Consider the following 21219-nt stretch of genomic DNA (forward strand, 5'->3'; position numbering starts at 1 on the left):
GTGACACGCTATCAAAATAACCCTATTTATTCCAGGTCTTTAGCAGCGAAATTAATCGTTCAAAAAAACAGCGAAAGTCATTTTTTTCGTCTGATAACCGTTCTCATTACCCAGCAAAACTTAAATAAATACCTACTTCGATATCTGAATCAAACGAACTCGACATAAATAAAACTTTTACCGAATTTTGGCCAAAAAAAACCTCCGCCGAAGCAGAGGTTTTATCATCCCGTTTTAACGCGTTTCGGCGTTATTCTTCATCATCAACCAAACAAGCATCATCTTGCAACGATGCCCCAGGTCCGTTGAAGCTGTAGTTGTCATTGCCATTCTGCATAGCGCTGAAAATCGCCATAGCCAGCTCGTTACCGCACTGTGAGTCTTTGCACAGGCTATATTGAGTATCAGGAAGTGCTGGCAACCCTTCCGCTGTGCCAAGCACTCGCAGATCCGGACTCATCATTTCGATAGGACGAACGGTAATACCCAGACCGGCCTTGCAGGCAGCGCGAACGGCGGAAAGCGTCGAAGCCACATAGGCGATCCGCCATGGGATCCCAGCGTCGTCCAGGTGTTTGATCGCCATCGCGCGGAACGGACTTGGATCGTCCATCACAACCAACGGGATCGGCTCACCGGCCTGGAAATAGTAATCCGCCGCGCAATACCACAGGGTTGGCGAAGTACGCAGCACAATGTGCGGACGATCTGCGGCAGCTATAGTGGTGATAGCCAGATCGACTTCGCCGCTTTCCAGCATGTCGACCATGAACGAGCTGGGTTTCACCCGGACATCAATCGCCAGTTTTGGGTACACCGCCGTGACGCGGTTAAGCAAGAAAGGCAGGATGGTATCGGCGGTATCGTCGGAAGCGCCAATAGTCAGAACACCCTTTATATTGTTGTACATCAACGAAGTACAGGCTTCGTCATTGAAGCGCAGGATTTTCCTGGCGTAGCCGAGAAGCTGAATACCGTGTTCGGTCAGTAATTTATTGCGCCCATGACGGGCAAACAACTCTTTGCCAACCAGTTGCTCTAACCGCTGCATTTGTTGGCTGACGGCTGATTGAGTGCGACAAACGGCGACTGCCGCCGCCGCAAAAGTATTCAAATCAGCAACAGCTACAAAGGTTCTTAGCAGATCGAGGTCGAGATTGAGTATCGGACGATTTGCAGTTGTCATAGTGTTTTCTTCACTTTTTGAATTCTAATTTACAAACTACCCTGGTGTGTTTCTAAGACATCGTTTAAAGGGCGATGTCAGACATGACAGTACCCCACTCATTAGTGGAGGGCAAAAAAATTACTTTTATTTCGTTACCTCTATCGCCTTTTAAAATGTGATCTATCGTAAATGCTTATCGAATGCCATACTTTATAAGTGGTGAAAGTGTTTGATTTTGACCGGGCTAAATATTTTACTCATTCAACGCGTGAGATTTCCACACCAATCGTGCTGCACAACCCCCGCATCCAGACTGGCCTCAGCGTCATTTTATATACTGAAAAGTAAGTAGCTCGCAGCGTAACGTTCGGTTCATTTTTTCACGACTTTAATAAATTCAACCAGTAACATTTTATGCGTGAATAAATCTCTAATAACTACTTAAACGCTGCTTAAGATAGAAACTGAAATATGGCTAATGTAATTCATTGTTGTCTTTCAGTGTGGATCGCCGATTGCCATCCCGCTATCAGACTACTCCGGCATTATCATTTCTTTACATTTTAACTTCTTTAATCTCTGGCGCCGCTTAACAGTTTTCCAAGTTTCCTTTCTCACACGGCGTGAGTGTGGGTAATTATGACTGTACGCCACCCGACAAGCAGAACAAAAAACCAAATAAATAAAAAATAGCAATATTAAAAACCACAAAAAACACTTTAACATTGCTTATCTCACTTGGGTTCCTGCGTTCCCCACTGAGTTTGCACCAAAGGCGTGCATGGCCCTTCAAAAGCGCCCGCGCCAGGAGTACATTGGGCAGGTTGCGGTGTTCCACGGTAGGAACGCCCCCATCCCAGCAAAAGGCTCAACTTTTTATGTCCCCCATTGAGAAATCCAGCAAACTGGACAACGTCTGCTATGACATTCGTGGCCCGGTGCTCAAAGAAGCTAAACGTCTTGAAGAAGAAGGCAACAAAGTCCTTAAACTGAACATTGGCAACCCTGCCCCTTTCGGTTTCGATGCTCCTGATGAAATCCTGGTCGACGTGATCCGCAATTTGCCCACGGCGCAAGGCTATTCTGATTCCAAAGGACTCTTCTCGGCGCGCAAAGCGATTATGCAGCACTACCAGGCCCGCAACATACGCGACGTTACCGTTGAGGATATCTACATTGGCAACGGGGTTTCCGAGCTGATCGTGCAATCCATGCAGGCGTTGCTCAATAGCGGCGACGAAATGCTGGTGCCGGCGCCGGATTACCCACTGTGGACCGCGGCAGTTTCGCTGTCCGGCGGTAAAGCCGTGCATTATCTGTGCGATGAGCAAGCCGGCTGGTTCCCGGATCTGGATGACATCATCAGCAAGATCACTCCACGCACCCGCGGCATCGTGATCATCAACCCGAACAACCCCACCGGTGCGGTGTACAGCAAGGCCTTGCTGGAGCAGATCGTCGAGATCGCCCGTCAGCACAACCTGATCATCTTCTCCGATGAGATTTACGACAAAATTCTATATGACGAAGCCGAACACCATTCGATCGCCGCGCTGGCACCGGACCTGCTGACCGTCACCTTTAACGGATTGTCCAAAACTTACCGTGTGGCGGGTTTCCGTCAGGGTTGGATGGTGCTGAACGGGCCGAAAAAACACGCCAAAGGCTATATCGAAGGCCTGGAAATGCTGGCGTCGATGCGTCTGTGCGCTAACGTACCGATGCAGCACGCTATTCAAACCGCACTGGGCGGTTACCAAAGCATCAGCGAATTTATTCAACCCGGCGGCCGTCTGTATGAACAGCGTAATCGCACCTGGGAACTGTTGAACGAAATCCCAGGGGTTTCCTGCGTGAAACCTCAGGGCGCGCTGTATATGTTCCCACGCATCGATGCCAAACGTTTTAATATTCACGACGATCAGAAATTGGTGCTGGATCTGCTGCTGCAGGAAAAAGTGCTGCTGGTGCAGGGCAGCGCCTTCAACTGGCCGTACCCGGATCATGTGCGCATCGTTACGCTGCCGCGCGTAGATGAACTGGAAATGGCGGTCGGCAAACTGGGCCGCTTCCTGGAAGGCTATCGTCAATAGTCATGATGGGCGCAGCCTGCTGCGCCCTTCTCCCTCATCACCGCACTGCCTGAGTTGCATAACCCGCCATCACTGCTCACAATGGAACCCTCACTTGCCGTTGTATAAGAGAGCACCATGAGCCAGAGCCACTTTTTTGCCCATCTGTCACGTTTGAAACTGATTAACCGCTGGCCGCTGATGCGCAATGTACGTACCGAGAACGTTTCCGAGCACAGCCTGCAGGTGGCATTTGTCGCCCATGCGCTGGCGGTGATCAAGAACCGGAAGTTCAATGGCAACCTGAGTGCCGAGCGTGTCGCCCTGCTGGCGATGTACCACGATGCCAGTGAAGTGATCACCGGCGATATGCCGACGCCGATCAAATACTACAATCCGCAGATCGCCCACGAGTACAAGAAGATCGAAAAGATCGCCCAGCAGAAACTGCTGGATATGATCCCGGTCGAATTGCGCAACGATTTCCGCTCGATTCTCGACGAGCACTATTACACCGAAGACGAAAAGTTGGTGGTGAAGCAGGCCGATGCGCTATGCGCCTACCTGAAGTGTCTGGAGGAGCTGTCTGCCGGCAATAACGAATTCAAGCTGGCGAAGGCGCGATTGGACAAGACCTTGCAGCAGCGCAGCAGCCCGGAAATGGACTATTTCATGAACGTGTTTATTCCCAGCTTCAGCCTGTCGCTGGACGAAATCAGCCTCGACTCCTCCCTGTAAATCTTATGGCGCAGCACGCTGCGCCGTTAAAAAGCATAAAGCCAGGGCACGATAATCACGCTAACCAGCATCACCAACAGCGTGAACGGCACGCCCATACGCACAAAATCACCGAACTTATAGTTCCCTGGCCCCAACACCAACGTGTTCACCGGTGAAGAAACCGGTGTCATAAAGGCCGCCGAAGCGGCAATGGCGATAATCATGGCAAACGGGTACGGTGACACCCCCATTTCGCGGGCGGCGGCAATGGCGATTGGCGCCATCAACACCGCGGTTGCCGTATTGGAGATAAACAACCCAATAGTGGCGCACAGAACAAACAGGCACACCAGCATCACCCTTGGCCCGGCACCGCCGGCAACGTCCATTAACCCGCGTACGATCAAATCCACCCCGCCAGTCTTCTGCAATGCCTGAGCAAAGGGCATCATGCCGACAATCAAAATAATGCTCGGCCAGTGGATCGATTTGTAGGCACTTTCCATGTCGATACAGCGGAACTTACCCATCAGCAGGCAGGCAATCAATGCGGCGATCGGATTGGGGATCTCGTCGGTCAGCATCATCGCCACCATCAATGCCAGACAGAATAATGCGTGCGGCGCCTGGGTGATGGCTGGTGCAACCTCGTCGACCTCGGCGGGCAGATTGAGCACGATAAAATCGTGGGTTTTCGCCTGCAGTTGGCGAATCGCCTTCCAGTCGCCAATCACCAACAGAATGTCGCCCAACGCCAGGGGCTCATCCACCAGCTTGCCCGCCAGGGTTTCGCCATTGCGGCGGATCCCCACCACGTTCAGATCGTAACGGCTGCGAAAGGCGGATTCGCGCAGGCTTTTGCCCAACAGCGTCGAGTCAGGAATCAACGACACTTCCGCCATACCGACGTTGCGCGACTGCTCGGAAAAATAGTCGCCGCGCAGAACCATAGGTTCCAGTTGCTGCTCACTGCAAAATTCCCGTAAATCGACCTGGCTGTCCGACATGTCGAGCAGCAGCACATCGCCTTCGCGCAGCTCGGTGCTGCCGGATGCGCTGACCATTACCCGCCGAAAGCGCTTCCAGCGTTCAATGCCCACCACATTGGCGCCGTAGCGAGCACGCAGGTGCAGTTCGTCAAGGGAATGTCCCACCAACGGCGAACCGCTGCGCAGCGCCAGCCGACGCGCCCGGCCGGTCAGCTTGTAGTCACGGATCAAATCGCGGAAAGTGCGTCGCTGCCAGGTTTCGCGCGCCTTATCGCCGTCTTCATTACCCAGCCAACGGCGAGCCACCAGCATATAGCCCACGCCCAACACCAGCACCGCCAGGCCTACCGGCGTCACACCGAAGAAGCCAAAACCGCTGATGCCTTCGCGCACCAGCTCGCTGTTTACCACCATGTTCGGCGGGGTCGCCACCAGGGTCATCATGCCGCTGATCAGGCCGGCAAAGCTCAGCGGCATCATCAACCTTCCCGGGGCAATTTTCATTCGCACCGCCACGCTGAGCACTACCGGGATAAAAATTGCCACCACGCCGGTCGAGCTCATGAATGCCCCCAGGCCGGCGACGGTGACCATCAGCAACATCAGCAACATCAGCATTTTGGTTTCGCTACTGCCGGCGACCTTCACCAGCCAGTCTCCCACCTGATAAGCCACCCCGGTACGCACCAGCCCTTCACCAATCACGAACAGCGCAGCAATCAGGATCACGTTGGGGTCGCTGAACCCGACCGTGGCCTCCGGCAGGGTCAGGGTACCGCTCAGCACAAAGGCGATGATCACCAGCAACGCCACTACGTCCATACGCAGTTTATTGGTGGTAAACAACACAATGGCAATCAACAGTAAACTCAGCACCCACAGTAATTCGCTGTTCAAAACGGCCTCACCCGGCAGAGATATCCAAGGGCTTAAAAATTAGCATAAAAAAACCCCGCGGGTGCGGGGTCTAATCAATTTGGGTGAAGATAACGCGTTACGCCACCAGGTTAATCGCGGCGCCCTGCTCCGTTTTGCTCACGGCGATCTGCTCAAGCGATGACAGCAGCAGATCGACCTGATCCAACTTTGGCGCATCGGCTGGAGCATTGACGGCAATCACCTGGCAGCCTGCGGCCAACCCGGAAAGAATGCCGGCAGCGGCGTCTTCCACCACCACACAATCTTGCGGTGCCAACCCCAGGCGCTCAGCCCCCAGCAGGTACGCATCCGGCTGCGGCTTGCCCTTTTTCACCTGCTCGGCAGTAATGAAAACCTCCGGCTGTGGTAGGCCACCGGCGTTCCGCCGAGCGGTAGCTACCGGGATCGAGCCGGAAGTGACGATCGCCCAGGGAATGTCGAGTTGATTCAAGCGCGCCAGCAAGGCAGCGGCGCCGGGCAGTGCGGTAACGCCCTCGGTGTCCTGCGCTTCCACCTGTTCCAGCAGCAGAAACTCCTGCTGGATCGCCGCCTCGCTTTCACCCGGCATAAAATGACGCAACGAGGTAATGGCCTGTTTACCGTGAATAAAATCCAGCACGTCCTGCGGATCAACGCCGCGGCGTTTGGCCCAGTTAACCCAGGCGCGCTCTACCGCAGGCAATGAATCCACCAACGTCCCATCAAGATCGAACAGAAAACCCTTACACTCCACAGGAAACCTCTTTTAATCAGGCATTGATAATTTGCGCTATCTCAACGGCGCTCAAGTGATACTGGCGTGGGCATGACAGCCAGATAGCCAGCATACGCTGGTACTTTTCCCACATTTTGGTTTGGGCGTTGAAGCCGTGGCTGCCGGAATCGAAATGAGTATAGCGCCCCTCGGTGTTAACCAGGAAACGCACGTAGCTCAGATGGCGCGCCTCGGTCGCGGCGTCAAAGCCGAGAAACGCCAGGCGGCGGGCTTCAATACCTTGTTTGTCTTTCAGATTGTCCCAGGAAACCTGCAGCGCGTGGTGCATTTCCATCACGTTGATAATGGTGCGGCACACGTCTTCGCTCATTTCGCCGAAGTCGCGATCCAGCTCGCGCATCTGCAGGCCAAAACCGCGTTCGATAATGGTCTGCAAGCGACGGTAACGTTCGGCGTTATCCGGGTCCAACAGTGTCATCATCTTGTATTGGTTCGACAGGATCAGGCGTTGGGCGTGGGTCATTTCCATTATAATTTCCTCGATAAATTACTCATGGCGAAAGCATCGCACAGCGCAATATCACAGGAAATCACAACTCGCCGGTTCTTTGATTTGAACGGGGGTTATTGGCCAGAACGCTAAAATGGCCGCCGGCAATACGGCCATTTTTAGTGTTAAAGGTCATCCAGGAAGGTTTTATCCAACTGCTTGAAGGCGCGCTTCAGCAGGTCTGCCAACGACTGGTAGGTTGGCGTGCCTTCTACCGGCGCGACGGCCTGACCGGCTTCCGTCAGCTTGTTGCGTACCTCATGGAACCACTGCAGCAGCGTGGGCGGCAACGGGGTAACCGAACGACGGCCCAACCACCACAGACCCTGCATCGGCATGCTGCAGGCAAACAGTGCGGTGGCGATCGCCGGGCCCAGTTGGCCCCCCAGGGCAATCTGCCAGGTCAGGGTAAACACTGCCAGAGGCGGCATAAAGCGGACGGCAAAGCGGGTGGCACTCGCAACGCGATTCTCCGGAAAGACCGGAGCCAGACGTTTGTCTGACGGCCAGGTTTTCATGTAATGCTGCCCGCGCTGGAAGACCTGAAACCAGCTTACGGAACCGGACGGTTTGCTCGTCATCGCGTACCTCAACGTCACAAAGAAAAATAAGGGCACGGCCAACACATACTAAAAAATTTGAAGCTTTAAATTTATTTTGTGTTTGCCTCGGGCTATCGGTATCCTAGGCCGGCCTTTTGGCCGGTAGAAGATGACAATAATTCTGTCAACTTTTAGCCCTATAAAAATCAAGATTATTTAAACCGCAGAGAAATCATCGGTTTTTTCATCGTCATGTGGTTTGTGCAATTCACATGATGTTAATCATAAATGTCAACGGCATTATGCGCTACGCTTGTTGTCTGATTGACGATTAATTCACCACGTGTTTTGGTATTTCCTTTAACAACACGAACTATTTAAGTAGGTACTTCCATGTCGAGTAAGCTAGTACTGGTCCTGAACTGCGGCAGTTCTTCCCTGAAGTTCGCTATCATCGATGCTGTCAACGGTGAAGAACACCTCTCCGGCCTGGCCGAATGTTTCCACCTGCCTGAGGCTCGCCTCAAGTGGAAGATGGACGGCGCCAAACACGAAGCGGCTCTGGGTGCCGGCGCTGCGCACAGCGAAGCACTGAACTACATTGTTAATACTATTCTGGCACAAAAACCGGAGCTTTCTGCACAGCTGACCGCTATCGGTCACCGCATTGTGCACGGCGGCGAGAAGTTCACTTCTTCTGCCGTAATCAATGACGAAGTCTTGCAGGGTATCAAAGATTCGGTGCCATTTGCACCACTGCATAACCCAGCACACCTGATCGGTATCGCTGAGGCATTGAAATCCTTCCCTAAACTGGCGGATAAAAACGTTGCCGTGTTCGACACCGCGTTCCACCAGACCATGCCGGAAGAATCCTACCTGTACGCCCTGCCGTACAGCCTGTACCGTGACCACAGCGTTCGTCGCTATGGCGCACACGGCACCAGCCACTTCTACGTAACTCAAGAAGCTGCGAAAGTGCTGAACAAGCCGGTTGAAGAAGTTAACCTGATCACCTGCCACCTGGGCAACGGCGGTTCCGTAACCGCAGTGCGCAACGGCAAATGCGTTGACACTTCTATGGGTCTGACCCCGCTGGAAGGCCTGGTCATGGGCACCCGCAGCGGTGACATCGATCCGGCGATCATCTTCCACCTGCACGACTCTCTGGGCATGAGCGTTGATCAAATCAACAAAATGCTGACCAAAGAATCCGGCCTGCTGGGCCTGACCGAAGTCACCAGCGACTGCCGTTACGTTGAAGACAACTACGCAACCAAAGCCGATGCAAAACGCGCTATGGACGTATTCTGCCACCGTCTGGCCAAGTACATCGGCGCTTACAGCGCACTGATGGACGGCCGTCTGGACGCGGTGATCTTCACCGGCGGCATCGGCGAAAACGCCGGTATGGTGCGTGAGCTGACCCTGGACAAACTGGGCCTGCTGGGCTTCGAGATTGACCACGAACGCAACATGGCCGCTCGCTTCGGTAAATCCGGCGCCATCACCAAAGACGGCAGCCGCCTGGCGCTGGTTATCCCGACCAACGAAGAGTTGGTCATCGCGCAAGACGCATCCCGTCTGACCGCGTAACGCTCTCCGACACCGTCAGCCCAGGCTGACGGTGCTGTTTTAGCCTCATGTTAATTCGTGAAGAGGACTATTCTGTGTCACGTACAATTATGTTGATCCCCACCGGCACCAGCGTCGGCCTGACCAGCGTCAGCCTGGGTGTCATCCGCTCCATGGAGCAAAAAGGCGTTAGCCTGAGCGTGTTCAAACCTATCGCTCAACCACGCACCGGCGGCGACTCGCTCGACCAGACCACCACCATCATCCGCAGCAGCAACTCCACCATCACGGCGGCCGAACCGCTGCGCATGAGCTACGTTGAAGGCCTGCTGAGCTCCAACCAGCAAGACGTGCTGATGGAAGAGATCGTGGCGCGCTATCACGAGAACACCAAAGACGCGGAAGTGGTGCTGATCGAAGGCCTGGTGCCGACCCGTAAACACCAGTTCGCCAACGCGCTCAACTATGAAATCGCCAAGACCCTGAATGCGGAAATCGTTTTTGTACTGGCACTGGGCAATGATTCCCCGGCTCAGTTGAAAGAGCGCATCGAGCTGGCTCGCAGCAGCTTCGGCGGCAGCAAGAACAAAAACATCACCGGCGTGATCATCAACAAGCTGAACGCCCCGGTTGACGAGCAGGGCCGCACCCGTCCTGACCTGTCCGAGATCTTCGACGACTCCACCAAAGCCAGCGTAACCAACGTTGACCCGGCGCAACTGTTCGCCAACAGCCCGCTGCCGGTGCTGGGCTGCGTGCCGTGGAGCTTCGACCTGATCGCGACCCGCGCTATCGACATGGCCCGTCACCTGAAGGCCACCGTGGTCAATGAAGGCGACATCATGACCCGTCGCGTGAAGTCTGTAACCTTCTGTGCGCGCAGCATTCCGCACATGCTGGAACACTTCCGCCCGGGTTCACTGCTGGTCACCTCGGCAGACCGTCCTGACGTGCTGGTTTCTGCCTGTCTGGCCGCGATGAACGGCGTGGAAATCGGCGCAGTGCTGCTGACCGGCGGCTACGCTATCGACGAGCCAATCAGAAAGCTGTGTGAACGTGCGTTCCAAACCGGCCTGCCGGTCTTTATGGTCGAAACCAATACCTGGCAGACCTCGCTGAGCCTGCAAAGCTTCAACCTCGAAGTGCCGGCGGACGACCACCAGCGCATCGAGAAAGTGCAGAACTACGTGGCCAGCCACATCAACGCCGAATGGATCGAGTCACTGACTGCGACCTCCGAGCGTTCGCGTCGCCTGTCTCCACCGGCGTTCCGCTATGAGCTGACCGAGCTGGCACGTAAAGCCGGCAAACGCATCGTGCTGCCGGAAGGCGACGAGCCGCGTACCGTGAAAGCGGCAGCTATCTGCGCCGAACGTGGTATCGCTGAGTGCGTGCTGCTGGGCAACCCGGAAGAGATCCAGCGCGTTGCCGCTGCGCAGGGCGTTGAGCTCGGCAAAGGCATCGAGATTGTTGATCCGGTCGCCGTGCGTGAGCAGTACGTTCCACGTCTGGTTGAGCTGCGTAAGAGCAAGGGCATGACCGAAGTGGTTGCGCGCGAGCAACTGGAAGATAACGTGGTTCTCGGCACCCTGATGCTGGAGAAAGGCGAAGTCGACGGCCTGGTTTCGGGCGCGGTTCACACCACCGCCAACACCATCCGTCCACCGCTGCAGCTGATCAAAACGGCACCGGGCAGCTCGCTGGTGTCCTCCGTGTTCTTCATGCTGCTGCCTGACCAGGTTCTGGTATACGGCGACTGTGCGATCAACCCGGACCCAACCGCTGAACAGCTGTCTGAAATCGCGATCCAGTCGGCAGACTCCGCTGCGGCCTTCGGTATCGAACCACGCGTTGCCATGATCTCCTACTCCACCGGTAACTCCGGCGCGGGTAGCGACGTTGAGAAAGTGCGTGAAGCGACCCGTCTGGCGCAGGAAAAACGTCCTGACCTGATCATCGACGGCCCACTGCAGTACGACGCCGCCATCATGGCCGACGTCGCCAAGTCCAAAGCGCCAAACTCTCCGGTTGCAGGCCAGGCTACCGTGTTCATCTTCCCAGACCTGAACACCGGTAACACCACCTACAAAGCGGTACAGCGTTCTGCTGACCTGGTGTCCATCGGGCCAATGCTGCAAGGCATGCGCAAGCCGGTGAACGACCTGTCACGTGGCGCACTGGTAGACGACATCGTTTATACCGTCGCCCTGACCGCCATTCAGTCTTCCCAGGCTGATGCAGCAGCAGTCAAAGCCTGATAATCCCCGGATTATCAGATAAAAAAAACCGGTCAATTGACCGGTTTTTTTATTTGCGCGAACGCATCAGGCATTTTCATCGCTATCGCGCAACGGCTTGCCATAGGCCTGTTCGTTGTTGCGCGTCAGCCACAGCGACAGCGCTTTTAGCGAGTCCGGCGTGAATTCGTCGCAGCGGGCGGTGATTTCTTCCGGCGTCAGCCAGCTAACCTCAACCACTTCTTCTTCCTGCAGTGCAAAGGGGCCATGCGAGACACAGCTGAACAGCGCACCCCACACCCGGCACTGCTCTTCTTCAAAGTAGAACAGCCCGTGCTCGGCAAAAGGCACGCCGGCAATGCCCAGTTCCTCTTCCGCCTCGCGGCGAGCGGAGTCCAGCACGTTCTCCCCGCTTTGCACTACGCCACCGGCAGTGGCGTCCAGCCAACCCGGATAGAAATCTTTAATGTCGGTGCGACGCTGCACCAGAATTTTTCCCATTCCATCATGCACCACAATATAGGTAGCACGATGACGCAGCCGTTGAGCACGCATCTGTTGGCGACTGGATTGAGCAATCACTTCATTTTGCTCGTTGACGATATCAACCCACTCGGTATCTGCAGCCTGACCCTGTTCCGCCATCCTCTAAAACCTTCTATTTTGGCGCGATGCATCCCGCGCACTGGTTAATCAATGAGTGTTTTTCAAAGATTTTTATTGTGTGTGTATAAATTAGTGCGTTAATGCCACCTCTGCAACAGCCTTGCCGCCGTCCAAAGTGACCACACTTAAAATGCCGTCCTCCAGTATGCCATAGCTGGCGGGAAAGCCCCCTTTCGGAATGCTGACCGACCCTGGATTAAAGCAGTAAATTTCGCCCTGCAGTTCCGCCTGCGGTAAATGGCTGTGCCCATAGACCAGCACATCACCGGCAGATAACGGTGGCAGTGCGGAGGGATGATAAAGGTGTCCGTGGGTTAAAAACAATCGTCTTTTTTGCAATAGCACCTGCTGCCAAGACGCGGTGATGGGAAATGACAATAACATCTGATCAACTTCACTGTCACAGTTGCCGCGAACGGCGATGATCTTGTCGCTATAGCGATTCAATTGTTCAGCAACCTGCGCCGGTTGATAGCCCGCTGGCAACGCATTTCGCGGCCCGTGATTCAGCAAATCACCCAGCAGGATCAGCCAGTCGGCACCGCTTTGCTCAAAACGTTCCAGCACGCTTTCGGTGGCGGGTAGCGAACCGTGTATATCGGAGGCGAATATCAGCTTCATAACCTTTCCTTTGGCAGGGAAATAACGGCTATTTTATCGCAGTGGCCAGCGACGGCAAGGCTGCCGAGGAAGCGATTCCTGAAGACCCGGAATTGTGATGCATGTTGTAGAGATAGCATCAGACGAATCTCACATAGCCTGCTATTCTTAGCTGCTATTGTTGGTAACCCTATAGAAAGATCTCTGATATACCTTTGTGCGCGGCGAAGACCGCAACAACGTGTAATGACTTACAGATCACCTTACCGCAGGAGGCAACATGATTGACCTGTATTACGCGCCTACTCCCAATGGTCACAAAATTACCCTGTTTCTGGAGGAGGTTGGCTTACCCTACCGTATCCATCGCGTAAATATCAGCGCCGGCGACCAGTTCAAGCCGGATTTTCTGAGCATTTCACCCAACAACAAAATTCCGGCCATCGTCGACCAGCAGCCGGTTGATGGCGGTGCGCCGATCAGCCTGTTCGAATCCGGCGAAATCCTGCTGTATCTGGCGGAGAAAACCGGCAAATTGCTGAGCAAAGGCCTGCGCGAGCGTGCTGCTACGCTACAGTGGTTGTTCTGGCAAGTCGCGGGCTTTGGGCCGATGCTCGGGCAAAACCATCACTTTAACCATTACGCGCCGCAGCCGGTGCCCTACGCCATTGAACGCTACCATCTGGAAACCAAGCGTCTGTATGCCGTGTTGGAAGCCGAGCTGCAAAAACACCCGTACCTGGGCGGCGACAACTACAGCATCGCTGATATTGCGACTTACCCCTGGGTGGTGTCTCACCCACGCCAGCGCATCGATCTGGCGGATTACCCGGCGGTACGCAACTGGTTTGAACGCATCAGCAACCGTCCCGCTACCGCACGCGCCTACAAGCTGGCCGAACAGGGCTAAATTTCCCGCTCCCCGACCCGCGGGGAGTTTCCTTTAGCTCGTTATCTTTTCCTTACTTTCCGTGTATTCTGAGCGGCAATAATCAGACCTGTGGAGATCTTCTGATGTCATTCAGTCAACCCGACGCCATTATTCGTATAAAAAACCTGCGGTTGCGTACTTTCATCGGTATCAAGGAAGAAGAAATTAACAATCGTCAGGACATCCTGATTAACGTAGTGATCCACTACCCGGCGGATAAAGCGCGCGACAGTGAAAATATCGACGACGCGCTCAATTACCGCACCATCACCAAAGCCATCATCCGCCATGTGGAAGATAACCGCTTCGCCCTGCTGGAAAAATTAACTCAGGATGTGCTCGATATCGTGAAACAACATGCCTGGGTAACCTATGCTGAAGTAGAGATAGATAAACTACTGGCCCTGCGCTACGCCGACTCGGTTTCGATGACCATGAGCTATCGCCGGGCCTGAAAACCACCTGTTTCAGGGAGAATCGACCATGCGGATCCTGATCACCGGCGCCACAGGATTGATAGGGAGCAGCCTGACGCGGCGGCTGTTGGGCCTTTCTCACCAAGTCACGGTGCTGAGCCGTAACGTGCCCCGCGCTCGTGAGCGCTTCGGTGAACAGGTCAGCTACTGGTCAACGTTGCAGGATCAGCCTTCGCTCGATGGCTTTGACGCCGTGATCAACCTGGCCGGCGAGCCGATCGCCGACAAGCGCTGGAGTAAGGCGCAGAAAGAACGCCTGTGCCACAGCCGTTGGGATCTGACCGAGCAGTTGGTGAAATTGATTAACGCCGGCAGTACCCCGCCCAGCGTGCTGATTTCCGGTTCCGCGACCGGTTATTATGGCGATCAGGGCCAGGCGGTGGTCACCGAAGATGAAGCGCCGCATGACGAGTTCACCCACCAGCTGTGTCAACGTTGGGAATCGTTGGCGCTGCAGGCACAAAGCGATGCCACCCGCGTCTGTCTGCTGCGCACCGGCGTGGTGCTGGCGGCAAAAGGCGGCGCGCTGGCGAAGATGTTGCCGCCGTTCCGCTTCGGACTGGGCGGGCCCATCGGCAGTGGCCGTCAATACCTGCCGTGGATCCACCTGGACGACATGGTCAATGGCATTATCTATTTGCTGGAGCACCAGACCCTGCAAGGCCCTTTCAATATGGTTGCCCCCTACCCGGTTCACAACGAGCAGTTTGCCGCTCAGTTGGCCAACGTGCTCGATCGACCGGCATTTTTGCGCGTACCGGCATTCGCCATGCATTTATTGATGGGGGAAGCGGCAGTGTTGGTCTTGGGCGGGCAACGTGCGGTGCCGAAACGGCTGGAAGAGGCAGGCTTCAGCTTCCGCTTTCTGGAGCTGGAGCAGGCGCTGGATGATGTGATCAATCAGCGGGACCCAGTCCGCTGAGGAAGAATATATCGGGGCCAGAAAAATCCGGCCCCGACAATCGATTATTTTAATGCGCCGGAAAGAAACTGCTGTAAACGCGGGCTTTTCGGATTGCCAAACAGTTCGGCCGGTGGCCCCTGCTCTTCGATCAGCCCTTTGTGCAGGAAAATCACGTGGCTGGACACGTGGCGAGCAAACTCCATCTCGTGCGTCACCACCACCATGGTTTTCCCCTCTTCCGCCAGCTTTTGCATGATGCGCAGCACTTCCCCTACCAGTTCCGGATCCAGCGCCGACGTCGGTTCATCAAACAGCAAAACTTCCGGCTCCATCGCCAATGCCCGGGCGATCGACACGCGCTGCTGCTGCCCGCCGGACAGGTGCACCGGGTATTTGCCGCGAGCACGTTCATCGATGCCGACCTTATCCAGATAGCGTATCGCGCGCTCACGCGCCTCGGTCTTGCTCAACCCCAGTACCTGCACTGGCGCTTCCATCACGTTCTCCAGCACCGTCATGTGGCTCCACAGGTTGAAGTGCTGAAACACCATGGTCAGGCGGGTACGCAGCAGCTGCAGCTGTTTCTTGTCGAACACCTTAAGCTGCCCGTCCTTGTCGCGCACCATGCGGATATCTTCATTGTTCAGGCTAATGGATCCTTCACTCGGCTTTTCCAGGAAATTAATGCAGCGCAAAAAGGTGCTTTTACCGGACCCGGAAGAACCGATGATGCTAATCACATCCCCTGCGTTGGCCGCCAGCGATACGCCTTTCAACACTTCGTGTTCGCCATAGCGCTTATGCAGTTCGGTGACGGCTAATTTATTCTCAGACATAGTGTGTTCCCGTCATTATCAGTGATTAACGTGTGCCATCCAGCGCTTTTCCGCCTTGCGGAACAGGCTGATTAACCCGTAGGAGATGATCAGATACAGTACCGCAGCAATGCCGAAGGCATAAAACGGTTGATAGGTCGCCGCATTGATGTCACGCGCTATCTTCAGCAGATCCGGCACGGTGGCGGTAAACGCCAGCGCGGTAGAGTGCAACATCAGGATCACTTCGTTGCTGTAGGCCGGCAAAGCGGTGCGCAGCGCGGAAGGTAAAATGATGCAGCGATACATTTTAAAGCGTGAGAAACCATAGGCATTGGCTGCCTCGATTTCACCATGCGGTACCGCGCGAATAGCACCGGCGAAGATTTCGGTGGTATAGGCGCAGGTGTTCAGCGTCAGCGCCAAAATGGTGCAGTTGAGCCCGCTGCGGAAGAAGGCGTTGAGGAAGTCCGTACCGCGCACGATTTCCAGGCTGTACATGCCGGAGTAGAACACCAGCAATTGCACATACAACGGCGTGCCGCGGAATATGTAGGTATACAGCCATACCGGGAAGCGCACCCAACTGATGGAGGAAACGCGCGCCACCGCCATCGGGATCGCCAGCAAACCGCCCATCACCACCGAGGAGATCAGTAACCACAGCGTGACCGCCACGCCGGTAAAGCGATAACCGTCGCTCCACAACAACGACTGCCAATACTGTTGCAAAATTTCGATCATAGCTCAGCCCTCCGGACGCCGAGGGAATAACGCCGTTCAAGCCACAACAGCACGCCATTGGACACGGTGGTGAAGACCAGATAAACCACCCCGGCCACGATCGCGAAGAAGAACGGCTGATAGGTGCCTTTACCGGCCAACTGGGTGGCCTTCACCACGTCGTTCAGGCCCAGAATCGACACCAGCGCCGTCGCCTTGAGGATCACCTGCCAGTTATTGCCGATGCCCGGCAGGGCAAAACGCATCATGGCAGGGAACAGAATGCGGCGGAATATTTGCGAACCGGAAAAACCGTAGGCGGTGGCCGCTTCTATCTGCCCTTTCGGCACCGCCAAAAAGGCCCCACGGAAAGTCTCAGTGAAATAGGCACCGTAGATAAACCCGAGGGTGATGATCCCCGCGCTGAGCGGATCAATATCGATTTGCGAAAAACCAAGCAGTTCGGTGATGTTGTTAAGTGCAATTTGCAGGCCGTAGAAAATCAGCAGCATCAGTACCAGATCGGGTACGCCACGGATCAGCGTGGTATAAGCGCCAAACAGCGTGGAAAGCAGGCGGTTATGGGAAAGCTTGCCACCGGCGCCGATCAAACCAATCACCACCGCCAGCAGTACGGAACTGAGGGCCAGCTCCAGCGTCACCAGAGCGCCCTCAAATATCAATTGGGAGTAGCCTTGCAGCATTTACTTCACCCTGTCGTCATAGGATCCCGAACCATCGGGGCCGGCAGACCGGCCCCGTAGTCACAACATGGAAGGGTATGCGGCATTAACCGCCGTAGACGTCAAAGTCGAAGTATTTCTTCGCAAACTTGTCGTAGGTGCCGTCTTTGCGCATTTCGGCAAAGGCCTTATCCAGCGCCGCCTTGAGCTCGGTATCGGTCTTGCGCAGGCCCATGCCGGTACCTACGCCAAAGAATTTGTCATCCTTCACCGATTCGCCGGCGAAAGCGTAATCCTTGCCTGGAGGCTGTTTCAGGAAGCCATCACTCCCTGCGACTTCATCCTGGAAGGCGGCATCGATACGGCCGGATGCCAGGTCGGCGTAGACCAAATCCTGGTTCTGATAAGGCACAACGGTGATGCCCTTAGGTTGCCACATGGCGTTGGCATAGGCTTCCTGAGTGGTGCCCTGCAGCACGCCGACGCTCTTGCCTTTCAGCGCATCCACGGTAGGCAACAGTTTCGACCCTTTCGGCGCGATCAGGCGGGCGTTAGCGGCATACAGCTTGTCGGTAAAGGCAATTTCCTGCTGGCGTTTTTCGGTGATCGACAAAGAGGAAATGATGGCGTCAATTTTCTTCGCCTTCAGGGAAGGGATCAGCGCGTCAAAATCGCTTTCCACAAAGGTACATTGGGTATTTATGCGTTTGCACAGCTCTTTGGCCAGATCGATATCAAAGCCGACCAGCTCACCTTTGGCATTTTTGGACTCAAAGGGTGCATAGGTCGGATCGGTACCTATCTTCAAGGTCGATGGTACGGCGGCAAATGCGCTGCTTGCCGCGCTTAAAGCCAAGACTAAAGGAAGAACCTTAACCAGCTTTTTCATAAATTACCCTCAAATTGATTTTTTCGATGCCACTGCGGGCATTATTTTTCCACCAAATCAATTTGCAGTAATCGTGCCACATTGGTTGCTGTAGGCGGAGGGAACGGCTCCGACCTTCACAAAACTGTTTCCTGGGACGATAACCGCAAAATTAAATCGGCCTGGCTGGGCCGCGCCACGGGCAATGGAGAAATACCAGCGCCTTGAAACAGTGAACGTGATGAAGTGGGATCATTATGGTGCAGGTGCCGCCCTAATTCAGTGCGGTGTTGCACAAATGTGCCAAATTGGAGAGAAATTTGTTAATTGGCACCTTGCCAGCGGGAAAATAAATCTTTGGGTAATTCAATATCGAACTGATCGACCACCCGGTTCACCGTTTGGTCGATGATGTCTTCTACACTTTCGGGGCGGTGATAAAACGCCGGCACCGGCGGCATAATGACGGCCCCCATTTCTGCCGCTTGAGTCATCAGGCGCAGGTGGCCCACGTGCAGCGGAGTTTCACGCACGCACAGCACCAACCGGCGACGCTCTTTAAGCACCACGTCAGCGGCGCGCGTCAGCAGACCATCGCTGTAGCTGTTGGCGATACCGGACAACGTTTTGATTGAGCAAGGTAAAATCACCATCCCGATAGTTTTGAACGATCCGGAAGAGATGCTGGCGCCAATATCGCGCGAGTCATGTACCACATCGGCCAGCGCCTGCACTTCGCGCAGGCTGAGCGCGGTTTCCAGCGACAGCGTTTGTCGCGCTGCATTACTCATCACCAAATGGGTTTCCACCTCTGCGACGTCACGCAATACCTGCAGCAGGCGCACGCCGTAGATAGCGCCGCTGGCGCCGGAAATACCGATGATGATTCTTTTCATAAAGCTGGCCTCTGCCACGGAAAAAATAGGATCAGGCAGACTTTGCCGCAATGGCGCTATATAAGCAAGTCAGGCGGGAATAATGCACCGCAGCGACCGCCGCGGTGCACCATTTTGGTCAGTGCGAAGGCTTAGCCTTCGTTGTGCATTTCCAGATTTTCCGCTTCGGTCTGGCTACGCATTTCTTTGGCGTCGTCATTGCGCAGCGATTCCAGATACTCGAGGTAGCTCTGGTCGACGTCTTTGGTGACGTAGATACCGTTGAATACCGAGCATTCGAACTGGCTGATGTCCGGGTTCTCTTCACGCACCGCTTCAATCAGATCGTCCAGATTCTGGAAGATCAAACCGTCGGCGCCGATGATCTGGCGGATTTCATCCACTTCACGGCCGTGGGCAATCAGTTCGTTGGCGCTTGGCATGTCGATGCCGTACACGTTGGGGAAACGAATCTCCGGCGCTGCGGAAGCCAGATAAACACGCTTCGCCCCGGCGTCGCGCGCCATTTCCACGATCTGTTCAGACGTGGTACCGCGCACGATGGAATCGTCCACCAGCAGCACGTTCTTGTCGCGGAATTCGGCGCGGTTGGCATTCAGTTTGCGGCGTACCGATTGGCGACGCGCCTGCTGACCCGGCATGATGAAGGTACGGCCGACGTAGCGGTTCTTCACAAAGCCCTGACGATACGGCTTGTCCAGGATACGGGCGATTTCCAACGCGATATCACAGGAGGTTTCCGGGATAGGGATCACCACGTCGATGTCCAAATCTTCCCATTCGCGGGCAATTTTCTCACCCAGCTTCTGCCCCATGCGCACGCGGGCGCTGTAGACCGAAATCTTGTCCATAAAGGAGTCTGGACGGGCGAAGTAAACGTATTCGAACAGGCACGGGTTGGTTTTTGGGTTCTCTGCACACTGACGAGTGAACAGTTGGCCCTTATCGGTGATGTACACCGCTTCCCCCGGTGCCACATCGCGCAGGAACTCGAAGCCCAACGTATCCAACGCCACGCTCTCGGAAGCAACCATATACTCGTTGCGGCCGTCTTCAAGCGTGCGTTTGCCAATCACCAGCGGGCGGATGCCGTTAGGGTCACGGAACGCCAGCAGGCCATGGCCGATGATCATCGCGACGCAGGCGTAAGCGCCGCGCAGCTGCTGATGCATGGCGGCAACGGCGGTGAATACGTTGTCGGACTCCAGCGGATAGTGTTGGAAACGGTCCAGCTCGCTGGCCAGCACGTTCAGCAAAATCTCGGAATCGGAGGTGGTGTTGACATGGCGGCGACCGCTTTCAAACAGCGTTTGACGCAGTTCATGGGCGTTGGTCAGGTTGCCGTTGTGTGCCAGCGTAATGCCGAACGGTGAGTTTACATAGAAAGGTTGAGCCTCTGAGGCACTGGAGCTGCCAGCCGTCGGGTAGCGCACATGGCCAATACCCATGTTGCCCTGCAAGCGCTGCATATGGCGTGCCTCGAACACATCCTTCACCAGACCGTTTGCCTTACGCAGACGGAACCCGTTATGGGCATCGATGGTGACGATGCCTGCGGCATCCTGGCCACGGTGCTGTAGCACCGTCAACGCATCATAAATCGACTGGTTTACCGGCATAAAACCGGCGATACCGACAATACCGCACATGTTGTCTTTTCCTCATCAGCGCTACCGCCCCGGTAAATGGGTCGGTAAGAAACTCGACGTGCTCTGCAGGTAGTCAAAGAACCACCTGATGATGTAACTGAACTGGGGAATAAGCTGCGACTGTTCCCAGTCTGCGCTTTGTGAAAAGCCGGTAAAGGTATCCAGGAAAAACAGTATCGCCGAAACGATTAACACGCCGCGCAGTGCGCCGAAACAGACGCCCAGCACCCGGTCGGTGCCTGATAACCCGGTTTTCTCTACCAGTGAGCTAATCACATAGTTAACAATAGCTCCTACGATCAGGGTCGCGATAAACAAGATGGCAATCGCTATGCCGTTTCGCACCAGTTCATCTTCAAAACGAGTGAAGTAGACCGCAAGGTAAGAGTAGAAATGGCTGGCAACAAAAAACGCACATCCCCATGTCACAAGTGACAATGCTTCGCGAACAAACCCTCGGATCAGGCTAACCAGAGCCGAAAATCCAATCACCGCTATAATGACGTAATCAATCCAGACCAT

Annotated in this window: 21 protein-coding genes; 7 read left to right on the top strand and 14 right to left on the bottom strand. The window is 55.0% G+C overall.

Features of this window, described 5'->3' with window-relative positions; genetic code table 11:
- Positions 1-250: 250 nt before the first annotated feature.
- Entirely contained in the window at positions 251-1186 is a 936-nt protein-coding gene (lrhA, locus tag AAZT04_RS13220) for a transcriptional regulator LrhA (protein ID WP_434680457.1), read from the bottom strand.
- A gap of 860 nt (positions 1187-2046) precedes the next feature.
- Here lrhA and AAZT04_RS13225 point away from each other — a divergent pair.
- Positions 2047-3261: a pyridoxal phosphate-dependent aminotransferase gene (locus AAZT04_RS13225; protein WP_020827851.1), complete on the top strand. Its 1215-nt coding sequence runs from the start codon at positions 2047-2049 to the stop codon at positions 3259-3261.
- 117 nt (positions 3262-3378) lie between these two features.
- Positions 3379-3978 (top strand): 5'-deoxynucleotidase, encoded by a 600-nt coding sequence (gene yfbR / locus AAZT04_RS13230; protein WP_401658472.1) that lies wholly within the window; start codon positions 3379-3381, stop codon positions 3976-3978.
- A 26-nt stretch (positions 3979-4004) separates the two neighbouring features.
- On the opposite strand, the gene AAZT04_RS13235 is transcribed toward yfbR, so the two are convergent.
- From AAZT04_RS13235 to yfbV, 4 genes are all read right to left on the bottom strand, one after another.
- On the bottom strand, positions 4005-5846 hold the full coding sequence (locus tag AAZT04_RS13235) for an SLC13 family permease (protein WP_434680460.1): 1842 nt from the start codon (positions 5844-5846) through the stop codon (positions 4005-4007).
- Between the two features lie 97 nt (positions 5847-5943).
- Positions 5944-6600, bottom strand: coding sequence for a sugar phosphatase (locus tag AAZT04_RS13240; protein WP_046373051.1), 657 nt, complete (start codon positions 6598-6600; stop codon positions 5944-5946).
- A 16-nt stretch (positions 6601-6616) separates the two neighbouring features.
- Positions 6617-7111 (bottom strand): YfbU family protein, encoded by a 495-nt coding sequence (locus tag AAZT04_RS13245; protein ID WP_020827855.1) that lies wholly within the window; start codon positions 7109-7111, stop codon positions 6617-6619.
- Positions 7112-7257: 146 nt separating this feature from the next.
- The gene (yfbV, locus tag AAZT04_RS13250) at positions 7258-7713 is read right to left on the bottom strand and encodes a terminus macrodomain insulation protein YfbV (protein WP_020827856.1); all 456 of its coding nucleotides are present in this window, start codon (positions 7711-7713) and stop codon (positions 7258-7260) included.
- 354 nt (positions 7714-8067) lie between these two features.
- Here yfbV and ackA point away from each other — a divergent pair, with 354 nt between their 5' ends.
- Together ackA and pta are read left to right on the top strand one after the other, a co-directional pair.
- The gene (gene ackA / locus AAZT04_RS13255; RefSeq protein WP_020827857.1) at positions 8068-9270 is read left to right on the top strand and encodes an acetate kinase; all 1203 of its coding nucleotides are present in this window, start codon (positions 8068-8070) and stop codon (positions 9268-9270) included.
- Positions 9271-9344: 74 nt separating this feature from the next.
- Positions 9345-11507, top strand: a complete 2163-nt coding sequence (gene pta / locus AAZT04_RS13260; protein WP_041415539.1) for a phosphate acetyltransferase — start codon at positions 9345-9347, stop codon at positions 11505-11507.
- A gap of 66 nt (positions 11508-11573) precedes the next feature.
- Here pta and yfcD read toward each other — a convergent pair whose 3' ends face one another.
- Both yfcD and yfcE read right to left on the bottom strand, forming a co-directional pair.
- Positions 11574-12131 carry an NUDIX hydrolase YfcD gene (gene yfcD, locus AAZT04_RS13265; protein ID WP_020827859.1) on the bottom strand — a complete coding sequence of 186 codons (558 nt, stop codon included), beginning with the start codon at positions 12129-12131 and terminating at the stop codon, positions 11574-11576.
- A 90-nt stretch (positions 12132-12221) separates the two neighbouring features.
- Positions 12222-12773, bottom strand: coding sequence for a phosphodiesterase (gene yfcE, locus AAZT04_RS13270; RefSeq protein WP_129983424.1), 552 nt, complete (start codon positions 12771-12773; stop codon positions 12222-12224).
- Positions 12774-13032: 259 nt separating this feature from the next.
- On the opposite strand from yfcE, the gene yfcG reads away from it, so the two are divergent.
- From yfcG to AAZT04_RS13285, 3 genes are all read left to right on the top strand, one after another.
- Positions 13033-13662 (top strand): GSH-dependent disulfide bond oxidoreductase, encoded by a 630-nt coding sequence (yfcG, locus tag AAZT04_RS13275; protein ID WP_020827861.1) that lies wholly within the window; start codon positions 13033-13035, stop codon positions 13660-13662.
- A 104-nt stretch (positions 13663-13766) separates the two neighbouring features.
- Positions 13767-14138: a dihydroneopterin triphosphate 2'-epimerase gene (gene folX / locus AAZT04_RS13280; protein ID WP_012146035.1), complete on the top strand. Its 372-nt coding sequence runs from the start codon at positions 13767-13769 to the stop codon at positions 14136-14138.
- A 28-nt stretch (positions 14139-14166) separates the two neighbouring features.
- Entirely contained in the window at positions 14167-15081 is a 915-nt protein-coding gene (locus tag AAZT04_RS13285; RefSeq protein ID WP_046373050.1) for a TIGR01777 family oxidoreductase, read from the top strand.
- Positions 15082-15125: 44 nt separating this feature from the next.
- Here the strand turns inward: AAZT04_RS13285 and hisP are convergent, their stop codons facing one another.
- The 7 genes from hisP to cvpA all read right to left on the bottom strand — a co-directional run bounded on the left by hisP (position 15126) and on the right by cvpA (position 21219).
- Positions 15126-15899: a histidine ABC transporter ATP-binding protein HisP gene (gene hisP / locus AAZT04_RS13290; protein WP_020827863.1), complete on the bottom strand. Its 774-nt coding sequence runs from the start codon at positions 15897-15899 to the stop codon at positions 15126-15128.
- A gap of 18 nt (positions 15900-15917) precedes the next feature.
- A complete protein-coding gene (locus tag AAZT04_RS13295) occupies positions 15918-16622 on the bottom strand; it encodes an ABC transporter permease (RefSeq protein WP_020827864.1) in 705 nt (234 codons plus the stop codon).
- Entirely contained in the window at positions 16619-17305 is a 687-nt protein-coding gene (locus AAZT04_RS13300; protein WP_020827865.1) for a histidine ABC transporter permease HisQ, read from the bottom strand. The genes AAZT04_RS13295 and AAZT04_RS13300 overlap by 4 nt, the downstream gene beginning before the upstream one ends.
- A gap of 85 nt (positions 17306-17390) precedes the next feature.
- Positions 17391-18173, bottom strand: coding sequence for a histidine ABC transporter substrate-binding protein HisJ (gene hisJ / locus AAZT04_RS13305; protein ID WP_020827866.1), 783 nt, complete (start codon positions 18171-18173; stop codon positions 17391-17393).
- A gap of 302 nt (positions 18174-18475) precedes the next feature.
- A complete protein-coding gene (locus tag AAZT04_RS13310; RefSeq protein WP_020827867.1) occupies positions 18476-19048 on the bottom strand; it encodes a UbiX family flavin prenyltransferase in 573 nt (190 codons plus the stop codon).
- A gap of 131 nt (positions 19049-19179) precedes the next feature.
- Positions 19180-20697 (bottom strand): amidophosphoribosyltransferase, encoded by a 1518-nt coding sequence (purF, locus tag AAZT04_RS13315; RefSeq protein WP_020827868.1) that lies wholly within the window; start codon positions 20695-20697, stop codon positions 19180-19182.
- Between the two features lie 21 nt (positions 20698-20718).
- Positions 20719-21219 (bottom strand): colicin V production protein, encoded by a 501-nt coding sequence (cvpA, locus tag AAZT04_RS13320; protein WP_129983425.1) that lies wholly within the window; start codon positions 21217-21219, stop codon positions 20719-20721.

Source organism: Serratia sp. Je.1.23.a (assembly GCF_051129805.1).
GTDB lineage: Bacteria > Pseudomonadota > Gammaproteobacteria > Enterobacterales > Enterobacteriaceae > Serratia > Serratia liquefaciens.